This window comes from Nitrospirillum guaranorum (assembly GCF_034653275.1).
GTDB lineage: Bacteria > Pseudomonadota > Alphaproteobacteria > Azospirillales > Azospirillaceae > Nitrospirillum.
The window spans coordinates 627,972-642,099 of the sequence record NZ_JAYEES010000004.1 but is presented as its reverse complement, the minus strand read 5'-3'; the positions used below and the strand labels follow the sequence as shown (position 1 = coordinate 642,099).

Sequence of the window (14,128 nt, the reverse complement as noted above, 5' to 3'; positions counted from 1 at the left end):
TTCATGGCCGTGTGACATGGCGGTCGAAAAAAAATCCGCACCGTCGTGCTATATGCCGGGGGAGCAACCTGTGGGTTGTGGGCTTCCCGGGTTTTCGATGAATATCTTCCCGTGGTCAGGGGGCGGATGGCCCGCCTCCCCGCCACAGGAAGAAAGGAAATTGGATGCTCATCCGATCCTTCTTCCTTCATCTCCGCTTCCGGTTCCTCGGCATGGCCGTTGAACTGAAACTGGGGAGGTGAAGGGCGCCGGGGGGAGATGCGACCTCTCCCCGGTTGCCCCCGCAAAATACCGCAGATCCCATGCCCTCGCAATCAGGCGCCCTTATAGTTTCGCCAGCACCTCATGCAGCCCATCATCCCACAGCGGCCGCACATCGACCGGCGCAGGGATGACTCCGGCAGCGGCGAAGGTGTCGGCCACGTCCTGTTGCGAGGCGATGGCCGCGTCGCTGATGGGCAGCAGGCGGTAGCCGGCGCTGCGCTCACGGTACTCCTGGATATAGGCGGCCTCGGGGATGTTGGTCAGCTGTGCCCGGATGCGGGCCCAGCGGGCATAGTCGGCCTCGATCCAGGCCAGCGTCTTGGCGTAACGCTGCAGGTAATCGGCGATGGCGCGCTTCTTCAGGGGATCGGCCAGCGCGTCCTTGGAGGCCGCCACCAGATAGTTGCCCGACAGGCGGTTCAGGCCGGTGGTCAGCACCCGGGCCCCCGCCTCGCGCGCCAGCTGCACCACCACGCCATAGATGACCCAGGCGTCCAGGCTGCCCTGGTTGAAGGCCGCCAGGCCGTCCTGCGGCGATAGCGCCACCGGCGTGATGTCGGCGAAGGTCAGGCCCTGTTCCTTCAGGATCTTCAACAGCATGTATTGCGAGGTGGTGGCGCGGACATAGCCCACCCGCTTGCCCTTCAGGTCCGCCGCGGTCTTCAGCGGGCTGTCCTTGGGCACCAGCACCACCTGGTTGTTCACGTCGCCCTGCAGCACGGCGACGATGCGCAAGAGCGGGTTGGCGGCGGCGATGAAGATGGGCGGGATTTCACTCATGCCGCCCACGTCCAGGGAATGGGCGTTGATCGCCTCCGCGATCAGGTTGCCGCCGGCGAACTGCGCCGTTTCCAGGGTGTAGGGCGTGTCGGCCACGCCCGCCTGCTCGAAGAAGGAGTCCGGATTGCCCCGGTAGGTCGCGGCCCGCAGGGTGACGCCGGCCAGGGCCGCGTCCTTCTTGCGGCCGCAGGCGGCCAGGTTCAGGGCGCCCAGGCCCAACGCTCCCGCCGCCAGCCCCCGCAGGGCGGATCGGCGCGATATCAGCATCATGGATTCAGTCTTTCCTTCGATGACCGCCCAGGCTCAGTACCCGCGCGCCAGGTCGACCACATCCTCCAGCGGCTCGCCCCGGCGGAAACGGATGAGGTTGCTCGCCAGCTTGGCCGCCAGGTTGGCGTGGGTGTCGGGCGTGAAGACGGAGGTATGGGGCGACAGGCGCACGCGCGGGTGGCTGTAGTAGGGATGGCCGTCGGGCAGCGGTTCCGGATGCGTGACATCCAGGGTGGCCAGCGATAACCGGCCATCGGCCAGCGCCGAAAGCAGGGCCTGGTCATCGATCAGGGCGCCGCGCGCCACATTGACCAAGTGCAGGCCATGCTTGGCCGTGGCCAGCACGCGGGTGCTCACCAGGTGGCGCGTTTCCGCCGTGGCCGGGGCCGCCAGCACGACATGGTCGGCGCGCGCGAACAGGTCGGCCACGTCATCCACCCGTTCCACGCCCGGCACGCCCAGGTCACCCGCCCCGCGCCGCGTGGCCAGCACCCTCATGCCCAGCGCCAGGGCCTTGGGCGCCAGCGCCTGGCCGATGCCGCCGAAGCCGACGATGCCCAGGGTGGCGCCCTCCACCAGGCCCAGGGGCGTGGGCTGCCAGTCCGCCGCCTGGCGGATCCAGATGTCGGGAAGGCGCTTGGCGGCGGCGAAGATGGCGGCCAGGGAGAATTCCGCCAACGCCGTGGCCGACGACCGTTTGGCCGCCGTCACCACCGGGCCGTCGAACAGCCAGTCGGGATAGAAGTCGATGCCGACGGAGATCAGCTGCACCCAGCGCAGGTTGAAGGGCCAGCCCGCCGGCTGGGCGGGCAGATCGCCCCCGGCGCGGCGGAAGGGTGCGGCCACGAAGACGTCGGCGTCGCGGGGCCAGTCCGCCGGCACGCCCCGGGGCAGGGTGATCAGCTCCACCCCCTCCCCCGTCGCGGCGCTGACCCGCCGCGCCACCTCGGCGTTGATGGGTTCGGCCAGTTGGCTGGCCACGCGGATGGCGGTCATTCGGCGGCCACCGCCGTCGTTGCCGTCCCTTGGCCCGCTTCCCGCGCCGCGACCGCCCGGCGCACCAGGGGAATGAGGTCGCGGCCATACTCGATGGCGTCCACCAGCGGGTCGAAACCGCGGATGAGGAAGGTGCGGACACCCAGGTCATAGTAGTCCAGCAGGGATTCCGTGACCTGCTCGGGCGTGCCCACCAGGCTGGTGGAATTGCCCTGCGCCCCGGTCAGGGCGGCGATCTCCGTCCACAGGCGCTTATCCCGCACCTTGCCGCCGGCGGCGGCCGCCAGGAGGCGCTGCGAGCCCACGTTCTGCGGCGCTTTGGTGGCGACGGGACGGAAGGTCGATTGGCTGGCGCGCAGGTGCTTGGCCTGCTCCAGGATACGGTCGGCCTTGGCCCAGGCCTCCTCCTCCGTCCGGCCCAGGATGGGGCGCAGCGACAGGCTGAACTGGACGTGGTCCTGCCGGCCATGCAGGGCGGCGGCCGCGCGCACCTTGGCGATGGTCTCGCGCACATCGTCCAGCGGCTCACCCCACAGGGCGTAGACGTCGGCGTGTTTGCCGGCCACGGCGATGGCCTCGTCCGAGGATCCGCCGAAATAGACCGGCAGCGTGCCGTTGACCGGCCTCACGTACGAGTGGGATCCGCGCGACTTGTAGTAGGGCCCGTCATGGTCGAAGGGCGCGGTGCTGCTCCACACCTTGCGCACCACGTCCAGGTAGTCGTCGGTGCGGGCGTAGCGTTCCGTCTTGTTCAGGAAGTCGCCGTCGCGCTGCTGTTCCTCGTCCGACCCGCCGGTGATGATGTGCACGGCCAGACGGCCCTGGCTGAAATGATCCAGCGAGGCCAGCTGGCGGGCGGCCAGGGTGGGCGCCACGAAGCCGGGCCGGTGGGCCAGCAGGATCTTCAACCGCTCCGTCTGCTGCACGGCGTAGGCCGCGATCTGGAAGCCATCGGGCGAGGCGCTGGAATGCGCGATCAACGCGCGATCGAAACCGGCGTACTCATGGGCGCGGGCCAGGGTGCCGATATAGTCGCGGTCGATGATGGGGCCGCTGCCCGGGCGGGTCTCGGAACCGTCCTGCGACCCGATGATGCCGATGAACTGCAAGGTATGGGACATGGCGGAATTTCCTCAAGGAAGGGCGGCGGCGAACGCGGCGCGACCCGCACCGGTCAGCACAACGTCGGCCTGAGGGGTGTGGATGCGGCCGCACAGCACGTCGCGGTAGTGGCGTTCCAGCGGGTTGTGGCGGGTGATGCCGGGGTTGCCGGTCAGGCGCACCGCCGCCTCCACCGCCTGGATGGCGTTTTCCGTCACCAGGTGCTTCACCAGGCCGGATTCCGCCGCGCTGGTCTCGCCGCGCGTGGCGGCGGCCAGCAGGGCGCGGTTGGACAGCAGCAGGCCGTTGATGGTGCCCACCGCCTCCTGGAAGCGCGGCAGGGTGGACAGGGCGGCACCCAGGTTGCTGGGCACCCGCTGGCGGGCGAAGGCCACCAGCCAATCGCGCGCCGCCTCCGCCACCGCGTCATAGATGCCGGCGGTCAGGACGGCGGCCCAGGCGCCGAACAGGGCGTCGCGCGGGCTGAGGTCACCGGGCTTGCGCAGGTCCACGGCGTGGTCCAGCGGCGTGGGCACGTCGGTTAGGATGACATCGTTGCTGCCGCTGGCGCGCAGGCCCAGATGGTCCCAGGTTTCCACCACCTGGATGCCGGGGCTGTCGCGATGCACCAGGAAGCCGCCCACGCGCGGCTCCGCCTCATCGGTGCGGGCCCAGACCAGCAGCCAGGTCAGCGCCGGGATGCCGGTGGAATACAGCTTGTGCCCGCTGATCGCCCAGCCATCGGCCGTGCGCCGGGCCACCGTGGCCGGCAGGCCGCCGCGCGCCGGCGTGCCCAGGTCGGGCTCCACCCGCAGGGCGTTGATCAGGGCGCCGTTCTCCACCGCGTCCCGCGCCAGCCGCGCATAGAGCGCGTCCGGGATCGCACGCTGTTCGGCCGACGCCCAGAGCGAGGCATGGAAAAGGTACTGCATGACCAGCACCAGGGCCGTGGCCGGGTCGCCCTTGGCCACCGCCCGCACCACCTTCAGCGTGGTGGCGAGGTCGGCGCCGGCCCCGCCCCAGGCGGGCCCCACCGTCAGGCCCAGCAGGCCTTTGGCGTGCAGGCTGCGGAAATTCTCGAAGGGAAAGCTGCTGTCGCGGTCATGGGCGGCGGCACCGGCGGCGAATTCAGCGGTCAGCCCGTCCAGCACGGCGTCCAGCGCCGGGCCGTCGAACGCCCCCTCCTCCACCGCCTCCACCCGGCGCAGGGCCGCCGTCATGACAGCCCCCCGCCCAGCTGGCCGCCGTGGTGGGCGCCGCCATTGTGCGCGCCGCCGTTGTGCGCGCCATTATGGCCGTTGATGCCGTTGGCCACCGGCCGGCTCCAGCCGCCACGGATGCCGGCGCCGGGCGGCGCGGGTGGGATGAAGGTCAGGGGCGCGGTGTCGCGCGGCGCCGGCTGCTCCACCCCCAAATGGCCCAGCAGGCGGCGGCGCAGGGCCTGGAATTCCGGCCCGGCCTCGCGCGGGCGGGCCAGGGTCACCTTCTCCTCCACCGCCAGCCGGCCGTCGGCCAGCACCAGGACGCGGTCGGCCAAGGCGATCGCCTCATCCACGTCGTGGGTGACCAACAGCACGGCGGGGCGGTGCGCCCGCCACAGCGACAGTACCAGCTGGTGCATGCGCAGGCGGGTCAGGGCGTCCAGCGCGGCGAAGGGTTCGTCCAGCAACAGCAGTTGCGGTTCCCGCACCAGGGCGCGGGCCAGGGCGGCGCGCTGCGCCTCACCCCCCGACAGGGTGGCGGGCCAGGCGTCGACGCGATGACCCAGCCCCACCTCCTCCAGCGCCGCCGTGGCTTGCAGGCGGGTGCGGCCACCCTTCAGGCCCAGGGTGACGTTGCGCCACACCTTTTTCCACGGCAACAGGCGCGGCTCCTGGAAAACGACGGCGCGGGCACCAGGGGTGGACACCTGTTCCGCCGGGGCGGCGTCCAGGCCGGCCAGGGTGCGCAACAGCGTGGTCTTGCCCGAGCCGCTGCGGCCCAGCAGGGCCACGAACTCACCCGGGGCGATGTCCAGGTCCAGGTCGCGCAGCACGGTGACGTCGCCGAAACGGCGGGTGAAGCCGCGCACCCGGACAGCCGCGTCGCTGGAGGCGGTAGGGCTGTCAGCGGTCAGAGAGGCGGTGTTGGAAGCCATGGTTCAGCGCTCCAGGAAGGTGGGGCGCCAGGCCAGCAGGCGGCGCTCCAGAAGGCGGACGAGGAAGTCGGTGCCCAGGCCCAGCACGGCATAGACGCCCAGGCAGACGACGATGATGTCGGTGCGCATGAAGTCGCGGGCGTTGTTGATGAGGTAGCCCAGGCCAGCGGAGGCGTTGATCTGCTCCGCCACCACCAGGCTCAGCCAGGCATGGCCCAGGGCGTAGCGCAGGCCGACCAGGAAGGACGGGGTCGCCCCCGGCAGCACCACGTTGGTGATCAGTTCCAGCCGCGACAGGCCGAAGCTGCGCCCCGCCTCCACCAGCTTGGCCTCGATGGCGCGGATGCCGGAGAACAGGGTGAGATAGGTGGGGAAGGCGGCCCCCAGGGCGATCAGCGCCACCTTGGGCACCTCGCCGATGCCGAACCACACGATGAACAGGGGCACCAGCGCCAGGAAGGGCAAGGTGCGCAGCATCTGCATCAGCGGGTCGACCAGCGTCTCCCCCCGCCGGAACAGGCCCGCCAGGACGGCCAGCACCGTGCCGACGCCGACCCCGATGCCCAGCCCCGTGGCCACGCGGACCAGCGACACCAGCAGGTTGGACACCAGCTCGCCCGAGGCCAGCAGGGTCCAGAAGGTGGCCAGCACGGCGCTGGGGGCGGCCAGCACGCGGGATGGCACCAAGCCCACCCGCGACCCCAGTTCCCACGCCAGGACCAGCGCCAGGGGCACGGTCCAGCGGGAATTGCCCAGCCGGGCGAGAACCTGCCGGATCAGCGGGGTTCCGGTCGGCGTCGAGACGGCGGGGAGCGCCGGGCTCTGGGAAGCGTCGAGGGTCAGGGACAAGGCCGCACCTCATTATACATTAGAAATGTGGTAATATCTGATCGATAAATTCCATTAGATGTCGTGGATTTTAATCCGGCAATGGACTTCTCATGCTGTGAATGTTTGAAAATTCTCAAGCATGGAGATTTCGTCGCACGGCGGCGCGACGGCCGCCCCCGATCCCATGAAGTGGGAAACAATTGAAATTATTGGTAGTTTTGGCGCCCGACAAAGGCGTCAAAGCCTGGTCGGCGTCTCTGTGGAGATTGCGCCGAGGCGCTGTGGCGCCTGCTACATCACGCCTAGGCACACGATCGTCTCAGCCGCCGGCATTGCGCTTTCGCCCGATCGGACTGCTTCCGCCCGGGGGCCTCGTCGCAACGGCATATTTTGCTAGACGGCGGGAATGCGCCCAAATTCGGACAATCTCTCGCGCAGCCTGGGCACCGCAAAGTCGAGAAAACACCGAAGCTTCAACGGCATGACGTTCCTGGAAATATGAACTATGTGCACCGGGAGCGGTTCGACCTCAAACTCTTGCAGGATGAAATCGAGCTTCCCCGCCGCGATCGCAGCGGCGGCGTCGTGTTCCAGAACTCGTGTTACGCCAATGCCGTCGATCGCGGAATCCACAGCGGCATCGGGTGATGACACAATCAACCGTGGCACAGCCGCTATCGCGGAAACTTCACCGGTATCCACGTCGCGAAAGCGCCATGGAGAGAGGGCGGGCGCGTCAAATACAACGCAAGGATAACCGATGAGGTCTTCCGGTACCCTCGGTCGTCCGTGCTTCTCGAATAGCATCGTGCTGGCCACCACCACTACGCGCAAGCTGCCCACCCGCGTCGCGACCAGATTGCTGTCGCGTAAGCGCCCGATCCGGACCGCCACGTCGACGTGGGCGTCGATAAGATCGACGTCGCGGTCGGACTGTATCAGACGGATCCTGATCTCGGGATATTCCGCCAGGAACTGATCGATCACCGGCAGCACGCGCAAACGCGCGACCTGCACGGGCGTGGTGACGACCAGTTCGCCGCGCGGCGCGATGAATTCACCGGCGGCACGACGTTCCTGATCGTCGACCTGTTCCAGGATCTGCCTTGCCGCGACCACGTAATCGGCCCCGGCGTCGGTGAGTTCAAGCTTCCTCGTCGACCGGACGAGCAGCTTGGTACCTACCAGAGCCTCAAGATCGTTAACGTTCCGCGTGAGGGTCGCGACCGGAATCCGCAGCCTCCTGGCGGCAGCCGAAAGGCTTCCCTCCTCTACCGAGGACACCAACATGGCCATGGCTTGCAGTCGATCCAAATCGTTCTCCAGACTTGAAGGGCGTTATCGCACTCAGTTGGTCGCCCAGCCGGGAAATGGCGTTGAGCAAATTCGTCTTATGTCGGCCGGCGCCCCTGTCGAAAACACCTTTTTCACCCAAGGCACGCGACAGGACCATCGCCCCCCGAATTTTGCCAACCGTCTCCTCCGCGAGCGACTGGGCCTCCAAAGGCGGGACGTGGCCAGCTTCAAGACAGTGGGCCGGCGCTGATATCCAATAATCCCTGGTCCTGCTCGCGAAAGCATCACCGGAGGAACCCAGACCAATTCCGCCGACGAGGCGGGCGAGATTGCAGACCCTCAACGCATCCAGCTCATCACTTTCCGATCAAATGCTGCGCGGTTTCACTAAATTCCGCAGCTTGGCGACCAGATGCATCTTCCATTGCAAGCAAGGTGATCGTCGAGATGGAATGCTCGCAGCGATCGGCTTGTGGTCTTCCCACTCAATGGAAATTGTCATGAAGCTCACGAACAAAGTCGCATTCGTCACCGGCGGGACTTCGGGTATCGGCCTTGAAGCCGCGAAGCTCTTTCAGGCTGAGGGCGCCCAGGTGGTACTGGTCGGCTCGACCGAGGATCGCCTTACAGCTGCGGGGCAGGATCTCGGGGGCAGGGCTCTACTGGTGCGTGCGGACATCCGCAAGGTGGCCGACATCGAGCGCGCCGTCGAAGAGACCCGCGCCAAGTTCGGCCGGATCGATGTCGTGTTCGCCAACGCCGGCGCGACCACCGTCGCTCCGCTCGATGCCGTGACTGAGGATTATGTCGCCGAGAACATTGCCCTCAACTTCACCGGAACGTTCTTCACCATCCAGAAGACCGCCCCGATCATCGCGGACGGCGGCAGCATCATCGTCACGACCTCGTTCCTGAATACGATCGGCTATCCCGGTCTGTCGATCCTCGCCGCGACGAAGGCGGCGACCCGTTCGCTGGTTCGCACTCTCGGCGCGGAGCTGGCCCCTCGCGGCATCCGCGTGAACGCGGTCAGCCCGGGCGCGATTTCGACGCCCTTCTACAGCAAGATCGGCTTGCCCGAGGACGTGCTTTCGGAGGTCGCGGCGGGCATCACGCAGAAGATCGGTCTGAAGCGCTTCGGTGACGCGGCTGAACTCGCCAAGGCCGTGCTGTTTTTGGCGAGCGATGACTCGTCATACACAACGGGCGCCGAGTTGGTCGTCGATGGTGGCCTGACCCAGTTCTGATTCATCGGGACACTGATAGATGGCAGCTCGCCGTGGGCACACGGCGGGCTGCCGCCATCAACCCCCTCGTGACGAATGCTGCCGCGACGACCGCGGACAGGCCGACCAGCACCGCGCACGTTCCTGACAGGCTGGGCGGGTACCAAACGCTGGCCCCTCGCCCCCATTGATCCGCCGGTCTCCATGTATGGCCGCCGGGGCGGCTTCGTCGGCCTGGGCGCCGCCGGCTGGCGGCAAATCCGGCGGGGATGCGCGCCAACCTTTCGCATCCCCGCCCCACCCATCGCCCTGTCGGCGTCACCCTATCGGCCTCAGTACCGGTAGGAGACTGTGACCCCATAGGTGGTCGGCTGGCCCTGGAAGCGGACAACGGAGTCGCCCACCCGGGTGGTCTGGATGGCGTAGAAGGTGTTGGTAAGGTTCCGCACGAAACCTTCGAAGCGCCAGGTGCCGCTGACGGACGACAGGCCGGCCCGCAGGTCGATGACGCCATAGTCGGCGTTGTAGGTCGAGGGATAGCCCTGGTCGATGGCGCTCTGGGTACCGAACAACCCTTGTGTCTTGGTCTGATAGCGGGCGCTGGCGCCGACGAAGGCGGTGTAGGCGCTGCTGACGCTCCAGTCATACTGGGCGTCCACCAGGAAAGACCATCGGGGTGTATTGGGGAAGGCCTGGCCCTTGAAATTGACCGGTGTGGTGGTGAAGGCGTTGTAGCCGAAATAGTCGCTCTCGACCAAGGAATGCAGGTACGTCGTCTTGGCGGTGACGGTCAGATTGTCCAGGGGCTTGGCGCGCAGGCTGAACTCGGCGCCGTCCTCCTTCGACTTGGGCACGTTGACCAGGACGCTCAGCAGCCCGAACACACCGTTCGGATCCAGGCTGCGGGCCTCCAGCTGCTTGTTGGTGTAGTCGTAGTGGAACAGCGCGCCGTCGATTTCCAGGCGGTTGTTCAACAGCCGGGTCTTCACCCCCAGCTCATAGGCCAGCAATTCCTCCTGGGTGACCGGCCGCAATTGCAGGTAGGAGGAGGCGGACAGCGTCGGGAAGCTGCCGGCCTTGAAGCCGCGGCTGACCGTGCCGTAGATCAGGGTCCGTTCCACCGGCGTCCAGTTGAGGCCGACCCGCCAGGAGACATTGTCCTCGCTCAGCCGCTGGTTGATGTAGGCGGGCGTGAGGCTGGCGTTCAGCGTCGTGCAGCCGCCGCGCACCGCCGGGACGACGCCGACCCCGTGCTTCAGGATGGTCTCGATGACCGTGGCGCCGGCGGCGGTGTTGCCGTCGGTGTCGCGCGTGCACCCTCCATGACTGATGGCCGTCGTCGTATACCGGGCGCCGGCGGTGATGCCCAGTTCCTCCACCGGACGGTATTCGATGTTGCCGAATGCCGCCCGGCTGATGGAATCGTCGTCGGAATCGCTGCGGTTGCCGCTGAAGGGCGGAATGGCCGGCTTGCCGATCAGCAACGGCACGTTGGTCAGGGCGAAGGAGGAGGAGGAGCCGGCGAGGTCGTAAAGCTGGGTTTCGCGCGTATAGGCTTTGGCATAGTCGGCACCCAGCAGCCAGTTCAGGCGATCGTCGAACTCCTTGCCGCTCAGGCGCAATTCCTGCGAGGTGGCGTTGACGATGCCGCTCTGCAGCTGGCTGAAATGATAGTTGGCGCCCTGCGGCTCGTTCAGGTCGTTCTGGGTGAAGTGTTGGAATGAGCCGATATAGGTGAGGGTCATGCCGTGGGGCAGCGCGTAATCGGCGCGCAGCGACGCCTGCTCGGTGGACTCGTCGACCCGGGGCGTGGTGCCGGCCAGCCAATCCGCCGCCTCCGGATCATCCGGGCCGGGTTTGGCCTTGGTCGTGTTCGGGACCAGGGCGGCCGAGGATTGCCGCTGCAGCACGATCTTGACCAGGTTGGCGGCGGGCAGGTCGGACCGGTCGATGAAGCCGTTGAAGTTGGCCTGGACCTGCAGCGCGTCCGTGGGGTTCCAGTCCAGCAGGGCGCGCAGCTTCACGCTGTTCTGCTGGCCCAAGGTTTCGTCGCGCGTAGTGCTCCGCTGCCAGTCGCCGCCCTCGCGGACGCTGAAGGCGAAACGCCCGGCCAGGGTGTCGCTGATCGGGCCGCTGACAAAGCCGTCCAGCCCGGCGGCGGCGAAGCGGCCCAGGGTGCCGTCCAACCCGGCCTCGAACTGGTTGGTGGGCTTGGCGGCGATGTAATTGACGGCGCCACCGGTCGCGTTCTGGCCGTACAGCGTGCCCTGCGGTCCCTTCAGCACCTCCACCCGTTCCAGGTCGAACGTCGCCCCCTTGGACAGCGCCGGATAGGCATAGGGCACTTCGTCGGTATAGACGCTGACGGTGGGCGTCGCGGCGATGGAGAAATCGTTATAGCTGACACCGCGAATGCTGTAGACCGGCGAGCTGTAGTTGGTCTGGGATACGACGAAGCTGGGATCGACGCGGGCCAGGTCGCCGACGCTGTCGACCCCCTGCCGCTGCAGATCGGCGCCGCTCAGCGTTGTGATGGACATGCCGACGCTGTCGGCCGACTGCGCCCGCTTCTGCGCGGTGACGATGATTTCATCCAACTGCCCCACATCCGGCCCCGCCTCCTGCGCGGCGGCGGCCCAGACCGGGCCCAGCACCAACGCCACGGCGCCGATGCCACAACGAAGACGATAGCTTCCTCTCATCAATTTACACCCTCCCTGAGCCCGACCGTTCGTGCGGCGGGTTTTTGTTTGACAGCCATGATGGGAACGTCGCCGGCGGGATGGGTACCCGCAGCTTGAGGCGTTTAACAGAACCTGGAAATCGTTCAGCTACGCTAAGCCAAGGCCGAATATTGTCAATCTTGATTGATATAGTTAAGTTGTGTATCTGGAATAATGCCTTGATCTTGACAGATCAGGAGGCACCACCGCATGTTCGTCGCCCATCAATCAATGAACCTATCGGTCAATGAACGGCGCGTCGCAGCGGCGTGGGAGGGTGTCATGGCAGGAAACCGTCGAGTCCTTATCAGTCAGAAGTTTTTCGATCAGGCGGCGCTGGATTATCTGCGCGACCACGGCTGTGAGGCCGAGGTGCTGGCCCTGCCGCCGGGGCGAGCCGACGCCGATTTGACGGAAGACGAATTGCGGGCCCGCCTGGCCGGGGCGGCCGGCTGGATCGTCGGGCATGCGCGTGTCACCCGCCCGCTGCTGGCGGCCCTGCCGGACCTGGCGGTGGTGTCCCGGCGGGGGGTGGGGTATGAGCGGGTGGACTTGGCCGCGGCGCGGGATCTGGGCCGGGTGGTCACCATCGCCGCCGGCGGCAACGATGCTGCCGTGGCCGACCACACCATCGGCCTGATGCTGGCCGTTGGGCGCCGGTTCCGACGGTCCCAGGCGGATATGGCCGCGGGCAAGTGGGCCATCCAGATCAGCACGGACCTGTACCGCAAGACCGTCGGCATCATAGGCCATGGCCGCATCGGGCGGAGCGTGATCAAGCGCCTGATCGGCTTCGACGCCACGGTGCTGGTCTGCACCCCGGGGCCTGTTCCCCCGGACGCCCCCGAGGGAGTCGAGTTCGTTTCGCTACCGGAACTGCTGACGCGCAGCGACTACGTTTCCCTGCATGCGCCGCTGACGCCCGCGACGCGCTTCATGATCGACGCGGCTGCGCTGGCGGCGATGAAGCCGGGCGCCATCCTGGTCAATGCCGCACGCGGCGGCCTGGTGGATGACCGCGCCCTGCTTGCCGCGCTGGAGGCCGGGCATCTGGCTGGCGCCGGGCTCGACGTCTTCGTCAGCGAAAGCGATCCGGACTACCGCGAGGTCACCGCCGCCTTGCTGGTGCGCGACGACGTCGTGGCGACGCCGCATGCCGCCGCCTCTTCCCGCGAAGGGCTGGACCGCACCAACATGATCGCAGCGCGGTCGGTCGTGGCCGTGCTGGACGGTGGTGATCCGCCCGCCGACTGCGTGGTCGCGGACGGGCGGCCCCGCTCACAGGCCGGGTAAGGGCCCGCGATAGTGCGGCTCATGGCGCTCGCGCTCACCGCCCAGGCTCTGCTCGATGGCGTGGGCGATCCAGCCGGCGGCGCGGGCCAGGAAGAACGTGGCCTCGCGCGAGCGTAAGCCGAGCTTCAGCCCGGCGAAGGCGCCCAACAGCGCGAAACCCGGCTCGTAGCCGCCGATGTCCCGGGCCGCGCCGATGGCCGCCATCAGGCGCTGGAAGTCGGCGTCGCGTGCATAGTCGGCTTCCAGCAGGTCCAACAGCACGGTGGCGCGCACGTCGGGGCCGCTGGTGGCGGGCTGGAAGCCGGCGATGGCGTCGCCTTCCTGGACACGCCGGGTGATGGGCTCGAAAGGTCGTTCCGTTTCAACGATTTCCTGGACCAGCCGGCCGATGGCGGCGAACTTGACCGGGCGCGTCTTGCGGCCGATGGCGATGGTCAGGCCGGTCGAGACCGCTCGCCAGGGCGAGACGCCGGTGCTGGCGATCGCCCGGACGGCGAAGGTCGCGGGCTCCAGCCCATGGTCGGCGGCCAAAATCATGACGTGGCGCATCAGCGCCGCCTGGCGGTCGGTGAAGCCGAAGGCCTCGGCTATGCTGTTATGGATAGGTCTGCAGTCGGGGCGGTCATGCCCGGTGATCAGCGCCGTGAAGGCGCGCAGGACGTCGCCGCCCGTCCGGGCCATGCCGGCCGGCGAGAAATCCTGCGAGCGCGGATTTGCCTTTTCGATGAGGGGGAAAAGGGCGATGGCCTGGTCCAGGGGCGATTCCCCCGCCAGCGCGTGGCGCACCGCCCTGACCGTATCGGGAAAAGCCGGCAGCGACTCGCCGAACACCGCGTCGGCGTCCACGTCCCACAACAGGGCGGCCACGCTTTCGAAGGTGGGGCGGTTCACCAGTTCCCGGACGCTGATGCCCCGGTAGAACAGATTGTCCTCGGTCAGCAGGGTGATGGAGCTTTCGGCGTCCAGGTCCGTCGGGCTGGCCGGCGGCTTGCGGCCGCGGCCGCGCAGCTGTTCCACGTCGGCGCGCCAATAGCGGCGCTTGCGCGAGTTGGGAATGCCCGTGGACCGCAAATTCTTGCGCGTCACATAGACGTAGAAGGTGTCGATGGTGACACCCAGCAGCGCCGCGGCCTCCTCGGCCGATATGTAGTCGTCGTCGACCATTTCTAAACTTTTATAATCAAGATTGACGACTTATCCCTTACTCCGTA

Annotated in this window: 11 protein-coding genes; 2 read left to right on the top strand and 9 right to left on the bottom strand. The window is 67.4% G+C overall.

The features are described 5' to 3' along the window. Positions 1-324 precede the first annotated feature (324 nt). The 7 genes from UAJ10_RS24665 to UAJ10_RS24635 all read right to left on the bottom strand — a co-directional run bounded on the left by UAJ10_RS24665 (position 325) and on the right by UAJ10_RS24635 (position 7,675). The gene (locus UAJ10_RS24665) at positions 325-1,314 is read right to left on the bottom strand and encodes an ABC transporter substrate-binding protein (protein ID WP_322917903.1); all 990 of its coding nucleotides are present in this window, start codon (positions 1,312-1,314) and stop codon (positions 325-327) included. A gap of 33 nt (positions 1,315-1,347) precedes the next feature. Then, the gene (locus tag UAJ10_RS24660) at positions 1,348-2,310 is read right to left on the bottom strand and encodes a D-isomer specific 2-hydroxyacid dehydrogenase family protein (protein WP_322917902.1); all 963 of its coding nucleotides are present in this window, start codon (positions 2,308-2,310) and stop codon (positions 1,348-1,350) included. Beyond that, entirely contained in the window at positions 2,307-3,431 is a 1,125-nt protein-coding gene (locus UAJ10_RS24655) for an LLM class flavin-dependent oxidoreductase (protein WP_322917901.1), read from the bottom strand. Before UAJ10_RS24655 ends, UAJ10_RS24660 begins: the two co-directional genes overlap by 4 nt. A gap of 12 nt (positions 3,432-3,443) precedes the next feature. Further along, positions 3,444-4,631, bottom strand: a complete 1,188-nt coding sequence (locus tag UAJ10_RS24650; RefSeq protein ID WP_322917900.1) for an acyl-CoA dehydrogenase family protein — start codon at positions 4,629-4,631, stop codon at positions 3,444-3,446. Continuing rightward, positions 4,628-5,548: an ABC transporter ATP-binding protein gene (locus UAJ10_RS24645; RefSeq protein WP_416235402.1), complete on the bottom strand. Its 921-nt coding sequence runs from the start codon at positions 5,546-5,548 to the stop codon at positions 4,628-4,630. The genes UAJ10_RS24650 and UAJ10_RS24645 overlap by 4 nt, the downstream gene beginning before the upstream one ends. A gap of 3 nt (positions 5,549-5,551) precedes the next feature. Next, positions 5,552-6,397 carry an ABC transporter permease gene (locus tag UAJ10_RS24640; protein ID WP_322917899.1) on the bottom strand — a complete coding sequence of 282 codons (846 nt, stop codon included), beginning with the start codon at positions 6,395-6,397 and terminating at the stop codon, positions 5,552-5,554. Positions 6,398-6,772: 375 nt separating this feature from the next. After that, positions 6,773-7,675 (bottom strand): LysR family transcriptional regulator, encoded by a 903-nt coding sequence (locus tag UAJ10_RS24635; RefSeq protein WP_322917898.1) that lies wholly within the window; start codon positions 7,673-7,675, stop codon positions 6,773-6,775. Positions 7,676-8,175: 500 nt separating this feature from the next. On the opposite strand from UAJ10_RS24635, the gene UAJ10_RS24630 reads away from it, so the two are divergent. Further along, positions 8,176-8,922 (top strand): SDR family oxidoreductase, encoded by a 747-nt coding sequence (locus UAJ10_RS24630; protein ID WP_322917897.1) that lies wholly within the window; start codon positions 8,176-8,178, stop codon positions 8,920-8,922. A 311-nt stretch (positions 8,923-9,233) separates the two neighbouring features. Here the strand turns inward: UAJ10_RS24630 and UAJ10_RS24625 are convergent, their stop codons facing one another. Next, positions 9,234-11,603, bottom strand: coding sequence for a TonB-dependent receptor (locus tag UAJ10_RS24625; protein WP_322917896.1), 2,370 nt, complete (start codon positions 11,601-11,603; stop codon positions 9,234-9,236). A gap of 303 nt (positions 11,604-11,906) precedes the next feature. On the opposite strand from UAJ10_RS24625, the gene UAJ10_RS24620 reads away from it, so the two are divergent. After that, positions 11,907-12,917, top strand: a complete 1,011-nt coding sequence (locus UAJ10_RS24620; RefSeq protein ID WP_322917895.1) for a phosphoglycerate dehydrogenase — start codon at positions 11,907-11,909, stop codon at positions 12,915-12,917. Here UAJ10_RS24620 and UAJ10_RS24615 read toward each other — a convergent pair. Further along, the gene (locus UAJ10_RS24615; RefSeq protein ID WP_322917894.1) at positions 12,903-14,081 is read right to left on the bottom strand and encodes a citrate synthase; all 1,179 of its coding nucleotides are present in this window, start codon (positions 14,079-14,081) and stop codon (positions 12,903-12,905) included. The two genes, UAJ10_RS24620 and UAJ10_RS24615, sit on opposite strands and share 15 nt — an antisense overlap. Positions 14,082-14,128 lie beyond the last annotated feature (47 nt).

Excerpts from the sequence above, each read along its gene's own strand:
- UAJ10_RS24665 (WP_322917903.1), bottom strand. The coding sequence starts at position 1,314 with ATGATGCTGATATCGCGCCGATCCGCCCTGCGGGGGCTGGCGGCGGGA.
- UAJ10_RS24660 (WP_322917902.1), bottom strand. The coding sequence starts at position 2,310 with ATGACCGCCATCCGCGTGGCCAGCCAACTGGCCGAACCCATCAACGCC.
- UAJ10_RS24655 (WP_322917901.1), bottom strand. The coding sequence starts at position 3,431 with ATGTCCCATACCTTGCAGTTCATCGGCATCATCGGGTCGCAGGACGGT.
- UAJ10_RS24650 (WP_322917900.1), bottom strand. The coding sequence starts at position 4,631 with ATGACGGCGGCCCTGCGCCGGGTGGAGGCGGTGGAGGAGGGGGCGTTC.
- UAJ10_RS24645 (WP_416235402.1), bottom strand. The coding sequence starts at position 5,548 with ATGGCTTCCAACACCGCCTCTCTGACCGCTGACAGCCCTACCGCCTCC.
- UAJ10_RS24635 (WP_322917898.1), bottom strand. The coding sequence starts at position 7,675 with ATGGCCATGTTGGTGTCCTCGGTAGAGGAGGGAAGCCTTTCGGCTGCC.
- UAJ10_RS24630 (WP_322917897.1), top strand. The coding sequence starts at position 8,176 with ATGAAGCTCACGAACAAAGTCGCATTCGTCACCGGCGGGACTTCGGGT.
- UAJ10_RS24625 (WP_322917896.1), bottom strand. The coding sequence starts at position 11,603 with ATGAGAGGAAGCTATCGTCTTCGTTGTGGCATCGGCGCCGTGGCGTTG.
- UAJ10_RS24620 (WP_322917895.1), top strand. The coding sequence starts at position 11,907 with ATGGCAGGAAACCGTCGAGTCCTTATCAGTCAGAAGTTTTTCGATCAG.
- UAJ10_RS24615 (WP_322917894.1), bottom strand. The coding sequence starts at position 14,081 with ATGGTCGACGACGACTACATATCGGCCGAGGAGGCCGCGGCGCTGCTG.